This is a genomic window from Paraliobacillus sp. PM-2, from assembly GCF_001368815.1.
Lineage (GTDB): Bacteria > Bacillota > Bacilli > Bacillales > Amphibacillaceae > Paraliobacillus.
Genome location: NZ_CTEI01000001.1, coordinates 1,654,203 through 1,677,414, shown reverse-complemented (window position 1 = coordinate 1,677,414; position 23,212 = coordinate 1,654,203). Strand labels below are relative to the sequence as shown.

The following is a 23,212-nucleotide window of genomic DNA, read 5'->3' as shown; positions in this document are numbered from 1 at the left end:
ATTAGATTAACTGGTGGGACAAGGAGTCTGACCCCCTGTCCCATAGCTGCAATGAATAATAACTTCTAGGAGAGCGTTCAATGATTTCAAATATATCTTTTTCTCCGTTTAAAAATATAAGTTTATATAAAACAATTGTTTCATTAATGATGGGGTTTATTGGTTTTTTAGGCATATTTGTCTCAAGTAGTTTTGATTTTAATGGTTTTTCGGTTAACTTTACATGGAGTCTTATTTTACCGCTATTGGTATCTCTGGCGTGGGGGATAAAATACGGTATAATAAGCATTACCTTGGGTTTAGTAATAGTATATCCATTCATTCTAGGAAGCTATAATGGTTGGGCATCTTTGGTCCCGGCTATTTCGTTGTGTTTATGGATCATTATTCATGGATATGGTTCCGAAAATAGGGAGAAAAGTAAAAGCATTTATTTTAATATTTATTTTCTACAGTTTATTTACATTATAATCCGTATGCTAATATATGTTTTCATTTTTCCACTACTGATTCGCTTAAATAATATCCAACCGCCTTTTTGGAATGCAGACATTATAACAAGCATTGATAGTGAATTGCTATTACTGTTTGCAATAAAAGGAATCATTGTAGAGTCCATTTTCCTTGCTCTATGTGATGCACTACTTTTATTACCATTTATAAGAAAAATTTTCAGGCTTAAAACAACAAATGCTACAAAACATAATACTAAAATTATGATAACCATTGTATTTTTCGGATTAAGTTTTGCGCTTGTTATTCTTACAATTCACAACTATATTATTGATCAACACCACATACTATATTGGTTGTTGCATCCAAATGAAAAGACAAAAATTACTTTTTTGTTGACTACGATCTTATTTTTTATAATGGGTGGAATTACCGTTCGTTACGTACAAAGAATGCTTGAAGTACAAGATGATTTGAAAATTAGAGAAAAACAGCTAGAAAATGCGGTGGAAGAAATTGAATCGTTAAATGAGAGCTTAGAACAACGGATTGCTAAGAGAACTGCTGAATTAGAAAATGCGGTTTGTGAGTTAGAGGGATTTGCGTATACCATCTCTCACGACCTTAAATCTCCGCTTAGAGCAATTGAAGGCTATAGTACAATCATACAAGAAGATTATGCCGATGCTCTGAATAATGATGCAAATGAAATGATAGGAAATGTTAAAGATATTAGTAATAATATGATTCATTTAATTGACAGACTATTGGATTACGCTGTGACATCAAAGGCTAAGTTGAAAAAAGAACCGGTATTTGTAAAAAACGTGGTGGAATCTGTTTTTTATGAGCATGAAATTGCAAACCCAACATTAACGATGCAATTAGCATTTGAAGGTGAATTACCAACTATTTATGTAGATAAAGTGCTTTTTAAACAAGCGATTTCAAATGGAATCTCCAATGCAATTAAATTTTCAAGAAATAAAGAAATCATTCAAATTACAGCAGGTTGTAAGAAAACCTGTAGAGAATATATCTTTTTTATTAAAGATAATGGTGTCGGATTTAATATGAAATATGCTGATAAGCTTTTCCATGTATTTCAACGATTACACCGAACAGAGGATTTTGAAGGAACAGGTATCGGACTTGCTACGATCAGAAAAGTTATTCAAAAACATGGAGGGAGAGTTTGGATAGAGGGAGTTCAAGATCAAGGGGCAATCCTATATTTCACAATACCTTTCAACAAAGATGTGCATAAAGAGGGTGACAACAATGCTTAAGGTAATGATTGTAGATGATATGGAAATTGTAAGACGACAAATAAAAAGGCTCCCTTTATGGGGAGAACATTCCAATTTTAGTATTGTAGCTGAAGCTGAAGATGGACAAGATGCCCTAGAGAAACTACAACAAAATTCGGTTGATTTACTTATAACCGACATAGGAATGCCTCGAATAAATGGTGTTGAACTATTAAAAGAGGTGCAACAAAAAGATTTGGCTACATGTATTGTATTTCTGAGTGAACATAGTGAGTTTCATTTTGCAAAGCAGGCAATTGAATTTGGTATATTTGATTATCTAGTAAAGCCCGTAAGTGAGGAAGGATTAAAAAAACTGTTAAAAAAAGCTAGAAGTAAGATTGAAGAGAAAAGGCAAGTACAAACGCACATTGTAAATTTAGAGAATAAATTAACAGAACAAGCAACTTTATTCTATCCTACTACACAATTCCATTCAATGATTAAATTAATTAAAGACGGAAGTGAAGAAGCATTAGATTTGATGAAATGTACAGTTGAAGACACGTTTACAGCTTTGGACAATGATAAGATGAAAACAGCACTTTTATTAGAAAAGTTTTATAATGATCTTTTTACAGAGTTAATAGCAACTTATGGTTGGTTAGGTCAATTTTTAAATGTTGAATCTTATGTCAGCATAAGCTTAACGGATTGCGATACGATTGAGATGATGAAAGAAAAATTAATAAACAGAATAGATCACTGTGTTTCGATCATTAATCACCTTATTTTTCAATCTAATTCCAGTCCAATTGTAAAACAAGTTTGTAATTATGTGCTAAAAAATATGGATAAAGAAATTAGTATGGACAGTATTGCACAGGAGCTATTCCTTACAAAAAACTATATTGGAGATTTATTTAAGAAACAAACAGGTATAACGGTAAAAAACTATATCATGTTAACAAAAATAGAAAAGGCAAAGCAACTTTTAGTAAATGATCATTTAAAAAACTATGAGATAGCTCATCAATTAGGTTATAAAAATGTAGAATATTTCTCAAAGGTGTTTAAAAAGTATACTGGATATACGCCAGTAGCATACAAGAAAATTGAAAAAGACAGGTAAAAAGTAGCATCAGTGTTTTTTGGGGGGATAATCCTTAATTCGTACATTGAGCTTTTCTTTATAATCAAGTATGTTAAATACATCACAAACTTTTAAAATTAAAAAAAGGAGAGATGTATACATGGCTATTACAAAATCAAAAATAGCAAAATTATTCAGTATTGTGGTTTTAGTTGCTTTAATGGCAGCTTGTTCAGCGGAAGAAGAAACATCAACAGGAGTTCAAGAAACGGACCTAGAGTGGAGCGTTCAACCTGAGTTAGGAATCACAAAAGGTGATTACTATTATACAGAAGAACGTTTTAGACAAGGACACTTGGGTCAACTAGAAGTTGTTAAGAACGATGGAGAAATTGTTCATGTAGAGTTTAATGAAAAAACACGTCCAAATTATTACCACCGTTATTTCCAAGATGTACCAAAACGTATGTCTGAATACAACTTTTCTATGGGTGAAAAGAAAGGTGCAGCTTGGATTCAAAGTGTTGTGAAAGTTGAAGAACAAATGCTTGAAGAGCAACGAATTACAGGTGAATTTGATGTAGTATCCGGTGCATCAAACAGTATCAATCAAGCGATGATTCCACTTGCAGAGAAGATTGAGCCTACATTAGATCAACCATCTGATCAAAAGTATTATAGTATTGCTGAAAAACTCGATGGTGGACTTACAGGTTTATTAAAAGTAGTTGTAAGTGATAAGAAAATCGTTTCTGTAAAATATGATGAAATTTTTGCGGATTCACCAGATGAAATTGAAGATCCAGCTTTGAAACCTTTCTATCGACAATCTAAATATCAAAGTGTAGAATACCACGAACCTTCACGTATTGGATTTAATGTTCAAATGGATGCGTTGAATGAAGGTGTTGTAGAATCACAAGATCTATTAGATATCTCTGATATGCCTGCAATTGGTGAATCAGGTGACTATGCTAAGAGTGGCTATACGACACGTAATACAGCGTGGGATAATTACCTTCGTCTTGCTGAGGAACTTTTAGCAGAAATGAAAAATGATGGTGTATTATAATACGTAAGTGCTGTATATAAGGAACCTTTTGAATTAACCGTGAAATAATATATTATTACTTTGTTAAATAAATCTCCTCCTTAGTAAATGCTAATAGGGGGAGATTTTTGTTTTTATGTCTATTAAATGTTTTTAATTATATAATACAAGTGACTAGATAGAAATTTCGCAGATAATACCTGTAACAATCTTTTATTAGATAACTTAAGTAGCATTGTTTGTATTAATTCATTATACTAAGGGTAAATGGATACATGTAATAAGGGGTATAGAAATGATTCAGTTTGTAAAGAAGGCTATTTACATATTATTTGGATTTATCTTTATGATTATAGGGTTTTTAGGAGTTGTATTACCATTACTGCCCAGTATTCCTTTTTTAATTTTAGCATCCGTCTGCTTTTTTAGAGGATCTGATCGTTTAGATAGTTGGTTTAAAGGAACGCGCTTATACCAAAATCAAGTCGAACCATTTTTAAGAGAACGGGCACTTACACTTAAAAAAAAGATTTGGATCAACATTATGGCTGATTCAATGATTCTTATTTCTATCTTCATTGTAGAGTATATTTGGTTAAAAATGTTGTTAATCCTAATTGCCTTGTATAAGCATTATTATTTTGTTTTTCATATTCGAACAATTAAATAATTAAATTAGTCTACATCCAAGAATAATTGTTCACTTAAAATGAAAAATGAGATTTATCATTTATGTTCATGATAAATCTCATTTCATTTTAAATTTAATATAGTTCCTTATTTTGTACCATATAAACGGTCGCCAGCGTCACCAAATCCTGGTGTGATGTAGCTTTTTTCATTTAATCCGTTATCGATAGAACCTGTATAGATTGGAATTTCTGGGTGCTCCTCATGTATTTTGTCAATACCTTCTTGCGCAGCAATAAGGCAAATGAACTTGATGTTTTTTGCACCTCTTTTTTTAATTGCGCTAATAGCGGCAGCTGCTGAACCACCTGTAGCTAGCATTGGATCAACTACAATAAGTTCACGCTCGCCAATATCTTCAGGTAATTTAGCATAATATTCTATAGCTTCTAGTGTTTCAGGGTCACGGTATAATCCGATATGCCCTACTTTTGCAACAGGTATTAAACTAAGGATACCGTCCACCATTCCTAGTCCTGCACGCATAATTGGTACAATACCCAACTTCTTACCACTTAAACGTTTAACTGTTGTAGAGCAAACGGGTGTTTCAATTTCAACATCCATTAATGGCAAATCCAGTGTAATTTCATATGCCATTAGTTTAGAGATTTCTTCGACTAACTCACGAAATTCTTTAGGACCTGTATTTTTATCACGTACAATACCAAGCTTATGTTGAATTAAAGAATGGTTGAAAATATGTACTTTTTTCATCTTATATCCCTCTCTTTCACTTTACTAATAGTATATGGTACATTAGAAAATATTAAATAACAAGTGATAATTTTAACAAAGAATATTTTGGGAATTATATTTAATCATAATAAAATAATTAGCAAAGTGAAAGGTATCCAAACCGAAAGAAAATGAACTGAATAATGGTTTAAAAAACAAAAGAGACTGGGGGAACGGCAATGTCTGTATCCATTGATAGTGTACTTCATATGAAAGCATTTTCTGATGTAAAAATGATAGCTGGTCATAAAGGAATAAATCGAAAAATTCAAAACGTATACGTTATGGAAGTTCCTGATATATTTCCGTATATTGATCGTGAGGGTTTATTATTTACTACACTTTATCCAATAGTAAATGATGAGGAAGCAATGAGGTCTTTTATCCCTAAGTTAGCAGAAAAAGGATTAGCTGGTGTAGCAATTAAATTAGGGCGATATATAAAAAAAGTACCAGAATATATGATAGAACAAGCCAATCATTATCATCTCCCAATTATAATATTACCTGAAAAAGCGAATTTATCTACATTAACCAATCACATTTTAACCACCTTGCTTGGTATGAAAACAAATATGCTTGAATTCCGCGAGAACATTTCACATCAGTTACATACATTACTTTTACAAGGTGCAAATATGGAGAAGTTTGTTGAATATGTCTCGAAAATTACTGGTGGATCTATTGTTATTTTGGATAATAGCCTAAACTGTGTCGCTTCTTCTATTCCGTTTAATTATGATTCACTTGCTATTAATAAAGAGAATTTCTACCGTGTTATAGACGCGCCACACTCAAATAATGAAACACAGGATATCTTAAAAATTGATGAAAAAGTTTACCAAACAAATCAGTTGTATATTCAATCTATTGCAGCAGGTAGAAAAAAATTAGGTTATTTAGTTGTATTATTTGATCAAAATAAAGAGACAACGGAACATATAGAGATTATTATTGAACAGGCAATTATTTTATTAGCATTTTTACTACAAACGGAGCAAACTATAATAGAAAAAGAAAGAAATTATTTAGATAGCTTCGTGCGAGACATAATGAATGGTCGATATCAGTCACAAGCAGAGATTATAGAAAAGGCAAAGGTTTTTCGATGGAGTTTTAATTTTCCGAATGTGATCATGCTTATTAAATCTAATATTGATGACAGTAGTAAACGACTTTCTAGCTATTACAAAATTTTAGATTCTGAAAGGATACCTCGAATTATCTCTAGCATTTTTGATGTACCTATTCAGAATTGTAAAGTGATTTATTACAATGATGAGCTATTATGCTTTATAAGTGTGGCATTTGAAACAAGGCTAACTGAAAGATTAAAAAGAGCTGGAAACGAGATTATTGCTTCACTTAAAGATTATGGTGAAATGGGGGTTAGTATTTCTGATCCTATATACCAAATGAATCAAGTAAAGGTAGCCTATGATCATGCGTTGCTTGTCCATCATATCTACTATTCAACACAACGGTCAGGGTCTTTTGTTGAATTTTATAGAGATTTAGGCTTGTATAAATTATTTCATCTGGTCAATGACCAAAACAGTCTAAAAGATTATATGAACGATAAAATAGGTATAGTGATTGATTATGATCAGCAGCGTGATATGGATTTATTAGGTACACTTTTTTATTTAGTTAAGCATAAAGGGAATCTTCAAAAAACTGCAGATGACATGTATATTCACTACAATTCATTGCGTTACCGTGTAAACAAACTGAAAGAACTTGGGTTGACATTAGATGATGGCCATGCTTTTACGGAGATAGCTGTAGCCTGTAAATTATATCAATATTTAAATGTTTAAAGGTGCACGATGTGTAAGCCTTTTTACTCAAAAAAATTTAATAAGGACAAAAGTAATCCGTGTTAATAACGGATTATTTTTATCTTGTTGGAAAATTAAAGGTTTAAAACAGTTGTGATCGACAAAAAGTGACAAAGAACATTTATTTTTTTGTTTAAAAGTAACAATGTTTATTGGTTATTAACTTGTTATAATCAAACTGCAATGATAGAGAAGGGAATTGAATCCTATCATGTTTTTAGAGCTTGTTGAAGGAGGGAGGCAATGAAAGCGTTTAATAACAAGATTAAATTATGGCAAAGATCAGATATTGATGGTTTTTTTGGATTATTCACCAATAACCTAACGAATTTACTTGTAATGGCAGGACTACTAGTAGGTGTTGGCATTCCTGCTGATATTACATTCGGATCTATCCTACCGGCTGTTGGCTTATCTATTTTTGCTAGCAGTATGATTTATAGTTGGATGGCTTATGGATTAGCCAAAAAAGAACAAAGAAACACTGTAACTGCACTACCTTCGGGAACAAGTGTCCCACACATGTTTTTAATTGTTTACTTAATTATGGGTCCTGTTTTCAGAGAGACGGGCGATCCTTATATTGCTTGGTTTGCAGGTCTAGCGTGGGGAATAATTGAAGGAATGATTGAGTTACTAGGTTCCATTATTGGACCAAAAATAAGAAATATTTTACCTCGTGCGGCTATGTTAGGCTCTCTTGCAGGTGCTTCGATTACATTTATCGTTATGACCCCTGCAATGCAAACATTTGACTTATCTTATATTGGATTTGTCTCATTAGCAATTATTCTATTAGGTTGGTTTGGTAAGGTGACGTTTCCATTTAGACTACCAGTTGGTTTAGTAGCAATTATTATTGGTACTACTATTGGGTGGATAACAGGTTATATGGATTTCTCAACAATGATAAGTTCCGCAAGTGACATCCAAATAGGAATCCCGACGTTTTCAATTGAAAGGATTGTTAACGGTTTCTCTGAGGCCGCTCCGTTTATTGTAGCAGCTATACCATTAGGTATTTACAACATGTTTGAGACGATTGACAATATTGAAAGTGCTGAGGTAGCGGGAGATTATTATAACACGAGAGCAGCAATGATTGCTGACGGATCAACAAGTATATTAGCCAGCTTATTTGGTAGTCCATTTCCTACGGCTGTATTTATTGGACATGCAGGTTGGAAAGAAGCTGGAGCAAGAATTGGCTATACATGGTTAACAGGAACCACGATTCTGTTTATTACATGGTTTGGACTTATCTCCTTCTTATTAACAATTATACCGTTAGAAGCTATATTACCTATTCTTATTTATGTTGGTTTAGTTATTGGTGCACAAGCATTTCAGCAAGTTGAATCAAAGTATGCCCCAGCTGTTATTTTAGCACTGATTCCGTGGTTAGCGGATTGGGGGAAGAATATTATTAGTAATGCTTTAACTGCTGCAGGAACTGATGCCGCGACAGTCGGCTATGGTACGATTGCCGAAGCAGGCTTAGAATTTAGTGGCTTAGTTACCTTAGGATCGGGTGCCATCGTCATAGGGATGATTTGGTCTAGTATTTTGGCATTCATTATTGATCAGAAATTTAACTTTGCAGCAATTGTGGCACTTGTTGGTGTAATACTATCTTTCTTTGGGGTAATTCACTATGAGACAGTAGGATTCGGTGTAGGATCTGAAATGGCAATAAGTTATGCCGTAGTTAGTCTTATTTTGCTTAGTATGTATTTTAAATATAAAAAAACAGTAATGGAGGAATAAAGAATGAGTAAACAATATTCAGTAGAAGCAAAACCTTATAATTTTGAATTTGATTTGGACAAAACAGCATTGGTAATCATTGATATGCAACGTGATTTCTTATCTCCTGGCGGTTTCGGTGAACAATTAGGAAATGATGTATCAACTACAAATGTTATTATTCCAGATGTGAAAAAAATGTTAGAAACAGCACGTGAAAAGGATATGCTTGTTATTCATACACGTGAAGGACATCGTCCAGATCTTTCAGATGTACCACCAAGTAAACAAGCACGTGGTGGAAACATTGGTAAACAGGGACCAATGGGAAGAATTTTGGTACGTGGAGAGTATGGACATGATATTGTCGATGAATTACAACCAGTTGAAGGTGAAGTTGTTCTTGATAAACCAGGAAAAGGTGCATTTTATCAAACTGATTTAGACCTTATTTTGAAAAATAAAAATATTGAAACATTACTAGTTGCCGGAGTAACTACACATGTTTGTGTTCAAACAACGATTCGTGAGGCAAATGATCGTGGGTATGAATGTCTTATGTTAGAAGATTGTTGTGCAGCTTTTGATGCAAAGGATCATGAAGATTCTATTCGTATGATTAATCAACAAGGTGGTATTTTTGGATGGACTGCTCCATCTACTAACGTATTAGAGGTCTTAAAATAAGGAGGAATTGACATGACGACAAAGTCACATGGAACACCTTGGTTTGTCAAAGGTGACGTTAATGGTTTTTTTGGCTTATTTAGTAATGTATTAACAAACTTTTTAGCTGCTATTGGTTTATTGGCGGCAATTAATATGCCTGGAGATATTATTTATGGAAATATCGTACCAGGTACAGCCGTTGCAATTGGTTTAGGAGGAATTATCTTTGCTATCCAAGCAAGAAGAAAATCGCTTGAGAATGGTAAAGATAGTGTGACAGCATTACCTTACGGATTAAGTGTACCACACTATTTCATCGTAGCATTTGGTGTCATGTTACCTGTCTATGCACAAACGCAAGATTGGGTGATTGCTTGGTCAACTGGTATTGCATGGAACCTTGTTCAAGGGATTATTATGACAATCGGAGCACTTGTTGGACCATATATTCAAAAGTATGTTCCACGAGCAGCACTGTTAGGGTCATTAGCAGGTATTGCGCTAACATTTATTGCAATGAATCCAATGGGAGAAATCTTTAGTACACCATATATTGGTTTATTAACATTAGTTATTGTACTAGGTGGCTGGATTGCACATAAAAAATTACCAGGTAATATTCCAGCGGGTTTACTAGCAATTATTATTGGTATGACACTAGCTTGGGTTACTGGTTATATGGATTTTGCAGCTGTAAAAGAAGCAGCAAGTGGCTTTTCCATTTCACTACCTTCAGTAGCAATTAGTCATTTAGTTGAAGGGTTTGCATATTTATCACCATTCTTAGCAGCAGCTATTCCATTAGCAATTTATGATTTCTTAGAAAGTCTTGACAATATTGAAAGTGCTGAAGTAGGAGGAGACAATTATCCAACTGGTAAAACATTACTTGTACCAGGATTATTGACTTTACTTGGTGCTGGATTAGGAAGTCCATACCCAACAATTATTTATATTGGACACCCTGGATGGAAAAAAGCTGGCGCACGTGTTGGTTATTCATTAGCAACTGGTATTGGAATTATTGCTATTGCATTTGTTGGCTTGTTACCACTCGTTATGTCTGTTATTCCATTAGTAGCATTACTACCAATTTTAGTTTACATTTCCATGACAATTGGTGCTCAAGCATATTCAACTGCAGATCCAAAACATATACCTGCTATGATATTAGGTTTAATGCCATTTATAGCAAGTTATGTCATCTTACAAGTAGACAATGCCTTAACAGCAGCAGGAACGAGTGCTTCTGAAATTGGATTTAACGTATTGAAAAACAATGGTGTGTATTATGAAGGTTGGAGTACATTAGGTTCCTCAGATATTTTGGTATCTATGATGTTAATTACAATAGTTATTTATCTAATCGATAGAAACTTTAAAGTTGCAGCTGTGTATAGTTTAATTACAGCCGTTCTTTCCTACTTTGGTTTCATTCATGCAGCCGAAATAGGATTAGGTACAGGTTCTACTGCTGCACTAGGTTATATCTCTATGGCAATTGGTTTATTAGCATTCCATTTCTATAACCACCCAGATGAAAAAGATCAATTAACCAATAACTAGAGAAGGTTATTTTATGTATCTATATGTGAATCAAATTGACGATGAATTAAAACATTATTTATCTTCTAAGAAAAAAGATGAGTTAGTTGGAGAAGTTCACAGTGTATTTGATCGCGTAATCAATATTCATACAGAGACAGAAGATCGACTTATTTCGGTAGCATCAAAGGATATTGTGCAGTCACCCGATATGATGAAAACAACCAATGATGTAAATTTCAAAGCATGGAATGTATCTTTAAAACAGAGTAAAAAGGTATTTTTAATCGGAAATTATCAACTATCAGTCGGAGAGCACATCATTGATTTTGAAAAGGCAATAAGTAGGAGAGTTAAGATAGAAAAGCTCTCCTACTCTCCAAACAAATTCGGAAAAGTAATAGATAAGATAGATATGTTTTTAGCTTTGGATGGAAAACAAGCAGGCATTTTAAATGCTTATCAATATCTATTTAATCAGCAGAAAGCGAACGTAAACAGTAAACTTACAATTCATCAACGTGCACTGATGGATTGCTTGATCTTATTTCAACGATCATACGATCCAAAACAATTAAAAGGTTTCATCGGGTTAGGAATTGGTTTAACTCCTTCCGGTGATGACTTTTTAACTGGTTTATTAACTGTGTTGCAAGCTTATGATGGATATCCCATATCTGAGATTATGAGTGAAAGGCAAGCATGGTTAGATCTTATTAAAAGTAGAACAACAACGGTTAGTTATTATATGTTAAAGCATTGTTTACAGGGCTCTACCAATGAAGGCTTAAGACAAATAATAATAAAAGCTGAGAATGTAAGTAAAAAAGATATGGAGCAAGTATTAAGTATTGGTTCTACATCAGGAACAGACATGTTGGTTGGTGTTGTAACCGGTTATCGAATGATCAGAAATTTGTATTTACTAGGAGGAAAAGAAGATGGCATCGAAAGTTATCATTGAAAAAAATGCTTATCATGATTCGGTTACTTTAATGTCGCTATCAGGTAAGATTTTAAATAAAGAAGGCGTAGAAGAAGCGGTTGTATCTATGGCAACTCAAATGAACAAAGAGTTATTAGAGAATATTGGACTTATGACAGATGAAGTTTCAGATGCAACTGAAAATGATTTAATTATCGCTGTTAAAGCAGAGTCAGATGATGTGGTGGAAGAAACAATTGCATATATTGATGAAGCATTAAATGCGAAAAAACAGAAAAAATCTAAAAATGGTAATGAACCAGTTAAAACATTTAATGGAGCAATGAATGCTGTTCCAGATGCAAACATGGCAATTATATCAGTACCAGGAGAATATGCTGCAAGAGAAGCCCGCCAGGCCTTAAATAATGGACTACACGTTATGTTGTTTAGTGATAATGTTTCCATTGAGGATGAAAAAAGTCTAAAAGAACTTGGTCGTCAAAAAGGACTATTTGTTATGGGGCCAGATTGTGGTACTGCAATTGTTAATCACGCTGGATTATGCTTTGCAAACCAAGTTAAACAAGGTGGTATTGGTTTAGTCGCTGCATCGGGTACTGGTTTACAAGAAGTGTCTGTACAAATTGATCGTATGGGTTATGGCATTACTCAGGCAATTGGAACTGGTGGACGTGATTTACATGAGGATATCGGCGGTATCATGATGTTAGAAGGATTAAAAGCTCTGGATGAAGACGAACAAACAAAAGTAATTACATTGATTTCAAAACCGCCAGCAAAAGCGGTCCAAGATAAGATTTTAGCGGAAATAAAAAATATTTCCAAACCAGTTGTAGTGGGATTCCTTGATGGTGATCGTGAAGCTGTTGAATCAGTAGGCGCAACGTTTGCAGCTACTTTAATTGAAGCTGCACGTCAATCAGTTAAATTACTAAAACCAGAAGCAGAAATCACTGCTGCATTGGATCAAGAGAGTATTAATTGGACCAACAATGAAATAAGTAAATTAACGAAAGAACAAAGCTATGTTAGAGGATTATTCTGTGGTGGAACGTTAACTTCAGAAGCACTTTCTATTCTTCGCTCAATGGGTGAAAAAGTAAAAAGTAATGTTGCTAAAAAAGCGGAAGAAAAGATTGCAGATATAGATATTAGTGAAGGACATAGCTTGCTTGATATGGGTGATGATGATTTCACAAAAGGTAAACCACACCCAATGATAGAGCCTTCTTTAAGAAATGATCGCATCTTACAGGAAGCAAAAGATCCTGAAACAGCTGTACTACTGTTAGATTTCGAACTAGGTTATGGATCACATGAAGACCCTGTAGGAGAATCGATAGAAACAATTAAAGAAGCAATAAAAACAGCAGAAGATGCAGGACGTCATTTATCAGTCGTTGCTTATATCTGCGGAACATTTACAGATAAGCAAGGATATCAAAGCCAAGAGGAAAAATTGAGAGATGCAGGTGTGTTTGTTGCAAGCTCAAACGAAATGGCAAGTAAGCTTGCATGTGTGATTGCTAAAAAGGAGGTTATGTAAATGAGTCAAATAGGAGAAATTTTTAACCAGTCACTTAAAGTAATAAATATCGGTACATCGAAGTTTAAAGAAGATTTAGATTTACAGAATGTAGAATCTGTTCAATTAGATTGGAGACCACCCGCTGGTGGAAACGTGGAATTGATCGAAGCGCTTGATTATCTACAAGATAATGAAAAAGTAGAGGAAGCCAATCAAGAGGCTATTAAACGAATTAAAGATGCACATCCATTTTTGATAGATATTGATCAAGCAGTAAATGTTATTCCAGGTATGCATCCGAAAAAAATTCTTCATTCTGGACCACCAATTACTTGGGATCGTATGTGTGGACCGGCCAAAGGTGCAATTATTGGTGCTTTAATATATGAAGGGTTAGCGAATGATGAATCAGAAGCAGAAAAACTAGCCGCATCTGGTGAAATAGAATTTGCACCTGCAAATGAACATGCTGCTGTTGGACCAATGGCTGGTATTATATCTCCTTCTATGCCTGTACATGTTATTGAAAATCGAGTACATGGAAATCGAGCATATTGTACAGTTAACGAAGGGTTAGGTAAAGTACTACGTTTTGGCGCTAATTCTAAAGAAGTATTAGATCGATTAAAATGGATCGAAACTGTATTTGCGCCTGTATTGAAAAAGGCACTTGCATTAGTAGATGGAATTGATCTAAAAACAATAACTTCCCAATCCTTACACATGGGTGATGAGTGTCATAATAGAAACAAAGCATCAACTAGCCTGTTCTATCGTGAAATTATTGATTATTTCTTACAAACAGATGTTAATCAAGAGGAATTACGACAAGTTATTCGCTTCATTAAAGAAAATGAACATTATTTCTTAAACTTGTCTATGCCAGCTTGTAAATCAGCGTTAGATGCAGCACACGGTATTCCTCATTCAACAGTTGTTACAACCATGAGTCGAAATGGTGTTGATTTTGGAATTCGTGTAAGTGGACTTGGTGAGAAAACATGGTTTACTGCACCAGCTAATTTCGTTAAAGGATTATTCTTCCCTGGTTATGCAGAAGGTGATGCTGCTCCAGACTTAGGAGACAGTACAATTACCGAAACAATGGGTATTGGTGGATTTGCTATGGGTGGATCACCAGCAATTGTACAATTTGTTGGTGGACAAGTAGAAGATGCTATTGCATACAGTGAACAAATGTACGATATTACGGTTGGCGAAAATACAAATTATTCTATCCCAACATTAAACTTCCGTGGTGGAGCATATGGTATTGATATCAGAAAAGTTATTGATACAAATGTACTCCCCGTTATCAATACAGGTATGGCACATAAGGAAGCAGGCGTTGGACAAGTAGGTGCAGGAATTGTACATCCACCAATGGGTTGCTTTGAAAAAGCACTACTTGAATTTGCAAAAGAATATCGAGGTGAACATCATGAGTAAGATATTAATCGCATTGGGTGGTAATGCGTTAGGAGAAAATGCAAAAGAGCAACGAGAATTAGCAGGAAATGCTGCAAAACCTATTGTTGATATGATTGAACAAGGCCATGATGTTATTATCTCACATGGAAATGGACCTCAAGTAGGTGCGATCAACTTAGCTTTTGGAAAATATGCTGAAGAAAAAGGCGAAGAAACAAAAATGCCTTTTGCTGAGTCAGGAGCCATGAGTCAGGGGTATATTGGTTTCCATTTGCAAAATGCATTAAGAGAAGAGCTTGCTAATCGTGGTATGGTAAAATCAGTAGCATCTATCGTTAGTCAAGTAGTCGTTGATCCAAAAGATCCAGCTTTTGAAAATCCAACCAAGCCAATTGGACCATTTTATTCAAAAGAAGATGCAGAGCGATTAATGAATGAAACAGGCGATACCTATATTGAAGACTCTGGACGTGGTTACCGAAAAGTAATTCCATCTCCAGCACCTATTGAAGTAGTTGAAAAAGACGTGATGAAAGATTTAGTAGCTTCTGGTCATATTGTTATTGGTGCTGGTGGAGGAGGTATTCCTGTTATCAGAGATAATGATCGTTTAGTAGGTATTGAAGCAGTAATCGATAAGGACTTTGCTAGTGAGTGCCTTGCAGAAGCATTAGATGTAGATTTCTTATTCATTTTAACAGCGGTTGATCAAGTAGCTATTAATTTTGGTAAACCAAATCAACAATCCTTAGATTCTATGTCTATTGAAGAAGCAAGACAATATATTGAAGAAGGACAGTTTCCTCCAGGAAGTATGTTACCTAAAGTAGAAGCAGCACTTAAGTTTGTTGAATCTAAGAAAGAACGTAAAGCTATTATCTCTTCTTTAGAACGAGCAAAAGATGCTATACTTGGGAAAACAGGAACAGTTATTTATCGTGAAAGAAATGCTGAAGCAATTTAATATCTATTAGAAAATACAAGTGGATTTCCCACTTGTATTTTTTTTATTTAGAGAGTAGTGATGATGTAGGGAAACTAATTTTAAAGACGGCTCATTTTTCGCCCATTCTTGTTTTATCTATTTCCATTTTGTTAGGCATTTGCATAGAATAAATGGAAATGCTGAAATGAGGAGGAAAAAAGGTGTATTATAATCCATTTATGTATCAAACACAATGGGTACCTGTGATGAACCCATACGTTAACTATGCTAATTCGAATCAACCCTATCAACAAGCTAACCCTTATACAATGCAATCGATGGGTAAAGATTATGGTGGACGTCCTTACGTGTTAAATATCGATGAAGCTACTAAAAGGAATAAAACATTTCGCAGTGCTATATGGACAGGGACACATCTGCAAGTTACTTTAATGTGTATCGGGGTAGGCGAAGATATTGGTTTAGAAACACATCCAAATACAGATCAATTTTTACGAATAGAGGAAGGGCAAGGTCTTGTTTTAATGGGCAATGGGCCAAATCAGCTGGATTTTAGACGTTATGTAACAGATGACGATGCGATTATGGTTCCAGCCGGTGCGTGGCATAATCTAGTTAATACAGGTAAAACGCCATTAAAACTTTACTCCATTTATGCCCCACCTGAGCATCCCTTTGGTACGATCCATCAAACAAAAGAAATTGCAATGGAGGCAGAGAAAAATCATTAAATAATATTTTAAAAGGGAGCATAGATTTGCTCCCTTTTAATTTTTTTAGTGTCATTTATTTTCTGAAAAATACCGACCGGTAATTATTGCAGAATATATGAGGACTAAGGAAAGAGTATGTGCATCAAGATAAAAAAACAGGCACCTTTAATAGGTACCTGTTTTCTTTTAAGCAGATTGTGTTACTTCTGCATTTTTCTTTTTCTCACTATTGATACTAAGACGCATAACAACAGATGTTGCAAGTGCTACCACAAGTAAGATGGCAAATATATAGAAAGTCACATTATAGCTTTGTGTAGCATCGTTAATAGTAGCAACAAGCATTGGACCAAATATGCCTGCGCATGACCATGCAGTTAGTAAATAACCATGAATAGCGCCAAGTTGCTTTGTACCAAACAAATCACCAATAAATGCAGGTAAGCAAGCAAAGCCACCACCATACATAGAAAGAATGATAAAGATAAATAGCTGGAATAATATTGGATTTGTAATATTAGGTAGTAATAGGAACAAAATAAATTGTACGCTAAAGAACAGGGTAAATACATTACTTCGACCTAAGTAATCGGAAATAGATGACCAACCAATTCTTCCAAGTCCATTAAAAAATCCCATGATACCTACCATTGAAGCAGCTGCAACAACAGACATACCAACTTTTTCTTGTCCAAGTGGTGAAGCGATTGAAATAAGCATAATTCCGGAAGAAATATTGATAAACATCATAACCCAAAGAAGCCAGAATCGATTTGTTTTAATTGCTTCATTTGCTGTCAATTGAGACAAATCTGTTTTGATTTTTTTCTTTTTGTTTGTTTGTGCCCCTTCTTCCATTCCTTTTGGTAAATAACCTTCAGGTGGACGAACAATATAAGATGCACCAGCTACCATCAATACAAGATAGGTAAGCCCTAGAATAAGAAAAGTTTTAGATAAACCAACTACTGAAATTAATTCCGCTGCAACTGGACTAGCAATTAATGAACCTGCACCGAATCCCATAACTGCCATACCTGTTGCAAGACCACGTCGATCAGGGAACCATTTAACTAATGTAGAAACGGGAGCGATGTATCCAACACCTAAACCAATTCCTCCTAGTACACCATACGTTAAATAATAAAGTGTAAGTGACTCTTGACTAATAGCAAAGCTTGCTCCAATTAGTCCAGAGGAAAATAAAATAGCTGCAATCATGGCAGACTTTCTTGGGCCCCACTTCTCTACAAGTTTTCCCAATGTTGCTGCAGAAAGACCTAAAAAAGCGATAGCAATTGTAAAGGAAAGCGTAACTTCTTTACTGTTCCAACCTAGCGCATCAGACATAGGGTTTTTAAATACACTATATGCGTAGACTGAACCAATTGATAGATGAATCGCAATAGCTGATAATGCGATAAGCCAACGATTTTTTTTCATAGTAACCTCCAATATAAATGTTAGTATATTTCTCTACAATAATATACCAGATTATAAAAAAAGATAGAATGAACATTATGTGAACTATTTCTCAAATTCGATACTTTTTTTAAACTTAATTTCAACAATTTGCATTTTTTTACGAAAAAATCATTAAGAGACAATAATTAAATGATATCAAATAGAATAAATCCAATTGTATTAATAGCAAAATTAGCGGCCATATGAACAAACCAAGAGGTATAAATGTTCTCATGCTTCTCATTTAGCCAATTAAATAATAAACCAGCCATAAATAAACTTATAATTAACAGTATAAATAATCCAATATTAAACCAACGTAGCATAAGCGCAACATGATAAATAGAAAAAAGACTTGCACTAAACAAATAAGCAAATTTTCGACTAGTAACCTGTTTTAAAGATAAAAAAGCAAATCCACGGAAGAAAAATTCTTCTAAAAGTGAGTTAATAAAAGAAATATATAAAGCAACAAAAACAAAATTACTACTAGAAACGCCGATATTAGATTCAAGTGATGAAGTAATATTAGATAAATCAAAGAAAGGTCCGATTAAAAAGTACGCACTTACAATGAACACATAGACCCCTAATCCTAGAAGAATCGGGAATAATATGGTCTTTTTTTTAAAAACAAACAATTGGATGAATGATGTATCCTTATCCATTAAAGCGTAGCTAATAGGCAAAAGTAAAAATAAAACGACTTTAATCGCAGATTTTATTTCGTAATCTGGCATCCAGACGGCGTCCACCCACGCCATGATAGTACAACCAGTGAAAACAAAAACAGTAATAAACAACATACTTTTATTCATTCTTTTCATTAATGATCCCTCGCTTACTAATATAAGTATAGCATGACTAACTAAAGAAAATTACATATGTTAAAAAAGAATGTTTCCTTTGTATTTGGAAAATTTTAAATTTCTCATTCTAAATGCTATATGATAAGGTAATTGAAGATGAAAATGGGAAACAGAGTAGGTGAAGCATTTGAATGTAAGACAAAAGGAAATGTTGCGAATTCTTTTATCATTCGAAAAAAAGTATATCTTGATAAGAGAAATGGCAAAGTGGTTAGCGTGTTCGGAAAAAACGGTTAGAAATGATTGTAATGCGATTGAAGCTTTTTTAGAAAGTAAATATGAAGCAAGGCTAATTCGTAAACCTGGTGTAGGAATCGGATTAGCAATAAAGCAAGAAGAAATAGCTCAATTACATCATTTTTTACAAATAAACAATGAACAGGCTGTTCAGAAAGACTTAACGGATGAAGACCTATTATATTTAGCCTATCAATTATTGATGGAGATATCCAACGCTTCGATTCAACATTTGGCTAAGGATTTTTATGTTACAAAGACAACCATAAAAAAAGTACTACATACTCTTGATAAATGGTTTGCTGAAAAAGGCATCCAGTTAGTAACTAAGCAACGAATTGGGATTTTTCTAAAAGGATCAGAACAAAATAAACGGGAGGCTTTAGCTACTTTAGACCAATTACGAACGGAAACAAAAGCTTCCCCACCTTTTATTTATCGATATTTTCTAGCGTATGAATTAGAGATTATTAGAAAAGAGTTAAAAAAATTTCAAGAAAAAAACATATTGTTCTTCACAGATGAAAGCCTTGAGGATATCACCATTCATTTATTATTGATGATTAAAAGGACAAAAATGAAAAAGCCTGTGATACTAACGGATAAAGAAAAGATTTATATGAAGTCAAAACAAGAGTATAAATGGGTTGAACAATTACTTTTAAAAATCTCAGATACGTTTCAGTTAACATTTTCTGATGATGAGATCCTTTACTTTACAATTCATATTCTAGGGGCAAAAATATATGCACATCAAGAAAACTCACCACATTCTCTTGATAGGAAAACGGAAGAACAAGCAATTAATATTGCGGATGAATTAACTAAACGATTAACGATTATTTCATTAATACCGTTTGAACAAGACCACACATTAATGGAAGGATTGCGCATTCATTTATATACGACATTAAACCGCTTGAAGTTTGGTTTACTCGTTCAAAATCCCTTAATTCAAGATATTAAGAAGATGTATGCATATATGTTTGATATGCTTGTCTTTGTTTTACAAGATATGAAGCATCCATTAATATCTGATATACCTGAAGATGAAATTGCTTACTTAACTTTACATTATCAAGCAGCAATTGAACGAATTCAACATAAAAAACGAGCCAAAACAAAGATTGTGATTGTCTGTCATATGGGAATTGGTGTTGCTGAAATTCTTCGTTCTAAAATTGAAAGTAGATTTACTGATGTAGAGATTCTAGCTACTTTAGCGAAAAGAGAACTACACTCGTTTATGAAAAAGAATAATGTAGATTTAATTATAACTACTAGTCCAATAGAGTCAGTAAAGCAAGATAACGTCGTTGTGTCACCATTATTTAATCAATCTGATGAGAACAAAGTAATGAAGATGTTAGAAAGAAATGAACAATCACGAAGACAAAAGAAAGGATCACGTCTTCGAACCTTTATCGATCCTGCTTTTGTTTTTTTACAAATGGATAGTACACACCGTTTTGAGTTAATTGAACACCTTGCTAACCAATTGTATACGAATGGATTTGTCGAAGCGGACTACGCTCACCAAGCGCTGTTAAGAGAAAGAACTTCTGCAACTACTATAGGTGGTGGTATTGCAATTCCGCATGGTGATCCCGGTTTAGTTAAACAGTCCACTATTGCTGTGGCTACATTGAAACAACCAATTGAATGGGATGGAGAAAATGTATCATTAGTGTTCATGTTAGCGGTAAAAAATGAAAATGATATCAATCGAAGGGCGCTATTTCAAAGACTTACGCTTCTCGCTGAACAACCGTCACTTGTGCAAAAATTAGTAAAAGAAAAAAATAAAGAACAGTTCTTAACTAATATATAAATTTTTTTGAAATAAAAATACTGAATAATCAAATAATTATTTTTGCCACATTAAACGGAAATAGAATATCTCTTTATTCTATCTATTATAGGATAAAATAATGATGTAATATGAATTAAATGATTAGGAGGATTAGTTATGAAAATGGTAGCGATTACTTCGTGTCCGAATGGTATTGCTCATACCTATATGGCTGCTGAAAACTTACAAAAAGCTGCAGCTGATTTAAATATTGATATGATAATAGAGACACAAGGATCTATTGGTGTAGAAAATGAATTATCCGCTAAAGACATTGAGGAAGCAGACGGTGTCATTATCGCAGCGGATAAAACAGTAAATAAGGATCGATTTATTGGCAAAAAGCTTGTTGCGGTAGGCGTACAAGAAGGAATACGTAATCCAGAAAAATTAATTAAACAAATTAGTGATGGCCAAGCCCATGTTTATCAAGGTGATTCAAATGCTGATAAAAAAGCAGCAAAAATGCCAACTCGTGCTGATAATGATAAACAAAATCCAATTTATCGTCATTTGATGAATGGTGTATCATTTATGATCCCTTTTATTGTGGTAGGTGGTTTACTGATTGCAATCGCACTAACCGTGGGTGGTGTACCTGGTGAAGGTGGTATTAAAATACCAGAAGACTCTATTTGGAAGACAATTGAACAGATAGGTGCAGCTTCCTTTAGTTTTATGGTGCCGATTTTAGCTGGTTATATTGCCTATAGTATTGCTGATCGACCAGGTCTAGCGCCAGGTATGATTGGTGGTTTTATTGCTGCAAACGGTAGTTTTTACGGGAGTGAGGCAGGTGCAGGCTTCTTGGGAGGTATCATTGCTGGTTTCTTAGCTGGTTATATTGCTTTATGGATTAAGAAAATAAAAGTACCAAAAATGGTACAACCTATCATGCCGATCATTATTATACCGGTCTTATCGTCTATTATTGTAGGTTTAGCATTTGTCCTTTTAATTGGTGCGCCAGTAGCACAAGTATTTGAATCCTTAACAAATTGGTTAGCGGGCATGCAAGGTACAAGTTCTATATTATTAGCACTGATTTTGGGTGCGATGATTTCCTTTGATATGGGTGGACCAGTAAATAAGGTTGCTTTCTTATTTGGTTCTGCAATGATCGCCGAAGGGAATTATGAAATTATGGGGCCGATTGCAGTTGCTATCGCGGTTCCACCAATTGGTCTTGGTATCGCAACGCTAATGTTCAAAGAAAAATTTGAAGTGGGTCAACGCGAAGCAGGGAAAGCCTCACTAACAATGGGTTTTTTCGGCATAACGGAAGGTGCGATTCCATTTGCGGCGCAGGATCCATTACGTGTCATCCCAAGTATAATGGTTGGTTCAATGACAGGATCAGTTATAGCAATGTTAAGCAGTGTAGGAGATAGAGTTGCACATGGTGGACCGATTGTTGGCATCTTAGGTGCGGTTGATAATGTACTGATGTTCTTCGTAGCTATTACCATTGGTTCATTTGTTGCTGCATTTATGATTAAATTACTAAAAAAAGATGTCGGTTCTCCTAACACTAACTTTGTAGCAAACGGGAATAAAAGAAGTGAGATAGAATCAAATAGAAATACTGATGAAGTACAAGAGGTTAAAAATGGGAATGAGAAAGATCAACCAGTTGAAATTAACAAACTAACAGATATTTTAACATTAGATTTAATTGATACGGAATTAAAAGCTGATACCAGAGATGACGTTATTGATGAAATGATTGAAAAGCTTCAAAAGAATGGAGCTGTAACATCAGAACAGATTTATAAAAAAGCTATTCTAGGTCGTGAAGAAGAGAGCACTACTGGGATTGGAATGAATGTTGCCATTCCACATGCAAAATCTGATGCTGTTACAAAGCCTCGTGTTGTTTTTGGAATGAAATCGGAAGGTGTAGATTGGTTTAGTTTGGATGGATCAATGGCTAAGCTCATCTTTATGATTGCTGTTCCAACACATGCAGAAGGCGATGCGCATTTAAAGATATTACAAATGTTATCACGTAAGTTAATGGATGATACCTTTCGTAACAAATTATTAAAGGTGCAATCAAAAGAAGAAGCATATGAATTGTTAGAAGAAATAAAATAAGTTTAAAAAACAGTTAGCTTGTTAAAAGCTAACTGTTTTTTGAAAAAGAA

General features: G+C 34.2%; 18 protein-coding genes. 15 read left to right on the top strand and 3 right to left on the bottom strand.

Features of this window, described 5'->3' with window-relative positions:
* Window positions 1-80: 80 nt before the first annotated feature.
* The 4 genes from BN1058_RS07780 (at window position 81) to BN1058_RS07765 (ending at window position 4,517) form a co-directional block, all read left to right on the top strand.
* On the top strand, window positions 81-1,742 hold the full coding sequence (locus BN1058_RS07780; protein ID WP_090855249.1) for a sensor histidine kinase: 1,662 nt from the start codon (window positions 81-83) through the stop codon (window positions 1,740-1,742).
* Window positions 1,735-2,835: a response regulator transcription factor gene (locus BN1058_RS07775; RefSeq protein WP_176694468.1), complete on the top strand. Its 1,101-nt coding sequence runs from the start codon at window positions 1,735-1,737 to the stop codon at window positions 2,833-2,835. The genes BN1058_RS07780 and BN1058_RS07775 overlap by 8 nt, the downstream gene beginning before the upstream one ends.
* Before the next feature lie 121 nt (window positions 2,836-2,956).
* A complete protein-coding gene (locus BN1058_RS07770; RefSeq protein ID WP_090855242.1) occupies window positions 2,957-3,868 on the top strand; it encodes an FMN-binding protein in 912 nt (303 codons plus the stop codon).
* 274 nt (window positions 3,869-4,142) lie between these two features.
* The gene (locus tag BN1058_RS07765; protein ID WP_090855240.1) at window positions 4,143-4,517 is read left to right on the top strand and encodes a YbaN family protein; all 375 of its coding nucleotides are present in this window, start codon (window positions 4,143-4,145) and stop codon (window positions 4,515-4,517) included.
* Between the two features lie 107 nt (window positions 4,518-4,624).
* On the opposite strand, the gene upp is transcribed toward BN1058_RS07765, so the two are convergent.
* Window positions 4,625-5,254 carry a uracil phosphoribosyltransferase gene (upp, locus tag BN1058_RS07760; protein ID WP_090855237.1) on the bottom strand — a complete coding sequence of 210 codons (630 nt, stop codon included), beginning with the start codon at window positions 5,252-5,254 and terminating at the stop codon, window positions 4,625-4,627.
* A gap of 200 nt (window positions 5,255-5,454) precedes the next feature.
* On the opposite strand from upp, the gene BN1058_RS07755 reads away from it, so the two are divergent.
* From BN1058_RS07755 to BN1058_RS07715, 9 genes are all read left to right on the top strand, one after another.
* Window positions 5,455-7,095 (top strand): PucR family transcriptional regulator, encoded by a 1,641-nt coding sequence (locus BN1058_RS07755; protein WP_090855235.1) that lies wholly within the window; start codon window positions 5,455-5,457, stop codon window positions 7,093-7,095.
* A gap of 264 nt (window positions 7,096-7,359) precedes the next feature.
* The gene (locus tag BN1058_RS07750; RefSeq protein WP_176694467.1) at window positions 7,360-8,883 is read left to right on the top strand and encodes a xanthine permease; all 1,524 of its coding nucleotides are present in this window, start codon (window positions 7,360-7,362) and stop codon (window positions 8,881-8,883) included.
* 3 nt (window positions 8,884-8,886) lie between these two features.
* Entirely contained in the window at window positions 8,887-9,549 is a 663-nt protein-coding gene (locus BN1058_RS07745) for a cysteine hydrolase family protein (RefSeq protein WP_090855232.1), read from the top strand.
* A gap of 12 nt (window positions 9,550-9,561) precedes the next feature.
* A complete protein-coding gene (locus BN1058_RS07740; protein WP_090855229.1) occupies window positions 9,562-11,097 on the top strand; it encodes a xanthine permease in 1,536 nt (511 codons plus the stop codon).
* A gap of 13 nt (window positions 11,098-11,110) precedes the next feature.
* On the top strand, window positions 11,111-12,040 hold the full coding sequence (locus BN1058_RS07735) for an oxamate carbamoyltransferase subunit AllH family protein (protein ID WP_090855227.1): 930 nt from the start codon (window positions 11,111-11,113) through the stop codon (window positions 12,038-12,040).
* Window positions 12,018-13,571 (top strand): acyl-CoA synthetase FdrA, encoded by a 1,554-nt coding sequence (fdrA, locus tag BN1058_RS07730; RefSeq protein ID WP_090855225.1) that lies wholly within the window; start codon window positions 12,018-12,020, stop codon window positions 13,569-13,571. The genes BN1058_RS07735 and fdrA overlap by 23 nt, the downstream gene beginning before the upstream one ends.
* The gene (locus BN1058_RS07725) at window positions 13,572-15,002 is read left to right on the top strand and encodes a YlbE family protein (RefSeq protein ID WP_090855222.1); all 1,431 of its coding nucleotides are present in this window, start codon (window positions 13,572-13,574) and stop codon (window positions 15,000-15,002) included. It begins immediately after the preceding gene.
* Window positions 14,995-15,948 (top strand): carbamate kinase, encoded by a 954-nt coding sequence (gene arcC / locus BN1058_RS07720; protein ID WP_090855219.1) that lies wholly within the window; start codon window positions 14,995-14,997, stop codon window positions 15,946-15,948. The genes BN1058_RS07725 and arcC overlap by 8 nt, the downstream gene beginning before the upstream one ends.
* A gap of 182 nt (window positions 15,949-16,130) precedes the next feature.
* The gene (locus BN1058_RS07715; protein ID WP_255307021.1) at window positions 16,131-16,661 is read left to right on the top strand and encodes a cupin domain-containing protein; all 531 of its coding nucleotides are present in this window, start codon (window positions 16,131-16,133) and stop codon (window positions 16,659-16,661) included.
* Between the two features lie 168 nt (window positions 16,662-16,829).
* Here the strand turns inward: BN1058_RS07715 and BN1058_RS07710 are convergent, their stop codons facing one another.
* Together BN1058_RS07710 and BN1058_RS07705 are read right to left on the bottom strand one after the other, a co-directional pair.
* Entirely contained in the window at window positions 16,830-18,086 is a 1,257-nt protein-coding gene (locus BN1058_RS07710) for an L-lactate MFS transporter (RefSeq protein WP_090855216.1), read from the bottom strand.
* Between the two features lie 167 nt (window positions 18,087-18,253).
* Window positions 18,254-18,934 (bottom strand): CPBP family intramembrane glutamic endopeptidase, encoded by a 681-nt coding sequence (locus BN1058_RS07705; protein ID WP_090855213.1) that lies wholly within the window; start codon window positions 18,932-18,934, stop codon window positions 18,254-18,256.
* A gap of 169 nt (window positions 18,935-19,103) precedes the next feature.
* On the opposite strand from BN1058_RS07705, the gene BN1058_RS07700 reads away from it, so the two are divergent.
* Together BN1058_RS07700 and BN1058_RS07695 are read left to right on the top strand one after the other, a co-directional pair.
* Window positions 19,104-21,044, top strand: a complete 1,941-nt coding sequence (locus BN1058_RS07700; protein WP_090855210.1) for a BglG family transcription antiterminator — start codon at window positions 19,104-19,106, stop codon at window positions 21,042-21,044.
* Between the two features lie 138 nt (window positions 21,045-21,182).
* Entirely contained in the window at window positions 21,183-23,162 is a 1,980-nt protein-coding gene (locus BN1058_RS07695) for a PTS fructose transporter subunit IIABC (RefSeq protein ID WP_090855207.1), read from the top strand.
* Window positions 23,163-23,212: the final 50 nt, after the last annotated feature.

Coding starts and splice junctions, on each gene's coding strand:
- BN1058_RS07705 (WP_090855213.1), bottom strand. CDS start 18,934: ATGAAAAGAATGAATAAAAGTATGTTGTTTATTACTGTTTTTGTTTTC.
- arcC (WP_090855219.1), top strand. CDS start 14,995: ATGAGTAAGATATTAATCGCATTGGGTGGTAATGCGTTAGGAGAAAAT.
- fdrA (WP_090855225.1), top strand. CDS start 12,018: ATGGCATCGAAAGTTATCATTGAAAAAAATGCTTATCATGATTCGGTT.
- BN1058_RS07765 (WP_090855240.1), top strand. CDS start 4,143: ATGATTCAGTTTGTAAAGAAGGCTATTTACATATTATTTGGATTTATC.
- upp (WP_090855237.1), bottom strand. CDS start 5,254: ATGAAAAAAGTACATATTTTCAACCATTCTTTAATTCAACATAAGCTT.
- BN1058_RS07695 (WP_090855207.1), top strand. CDS start 21,183: ATGAAAATGGTAGCGATTACTTCGTGTCCGAATGGTATTGCTCATACC.
- BN1058_RS07780 (WP_090855249.1), top strand. CDS start 81: ATGATTTCAAATATATCTTTTTCTCCGTTTAAAAATATAAGTTTATAT.
- BN1058_RS07725 (WP_090855222.1), top strand. CDS start 13,572: ATGAGTCAAATAGGAGAAATTTTTAACCAGTCACTTAAAGTAATAAAT.
- BN1058_RS07750 (WP_176694467.1), top strand. CDS start 7,360: ATGAAAGCGTTTAATAACAAGATTAAATTATGGCAAAGATCAGATATT.
- BN1058_RS07775 (WP_176694468.1), top strand. CDS start 1,735: ATGCTTAAGGTAATGATTGTAGATGATATGGAAATTGTAAGACGACAA.
- BN1058_RS07755 (WP_090855235.1), top strand. CDS start 5,455: ATGTCTGTATCCATTGATAGTGTACTTCATATGAAAGCATTTTCTGAT.
- BN1058_RS07735 (WP_090855227.1), top strand. CDS start 11,111: ATGTATCTATATGTGAATCAAATTGACGATGAATTAAAACATTATTTA.
- BN1058_RS07740 (WP_090855229.1), top strand. CDS start 9,562: ATGACGACAAAGTCACATGGAACACCTTGGTTTGTCAAAGGTGACGTT.
- BN1058_RS07770 (WP_090855242.1), top strand. CDS start 2,957: ATGGCTATTACAAAATCAAAAATAGCAAAATTATTCAGTATTGTGGTT.
- BN1058_RS07710 (WP_090855216.1), bottom strand. CDS start 18,086: ATGAAAAAAAATCGTTGGCTTATCGCATTATCAGCTATTGCGATTCAT.
- BN1058_RS07745 (WP_090855232.1), top strand. CDS start 8,887: ATGAGTAAACAATATTCAGTAGAAGCAAAACCTTATAATTTTGAATTT.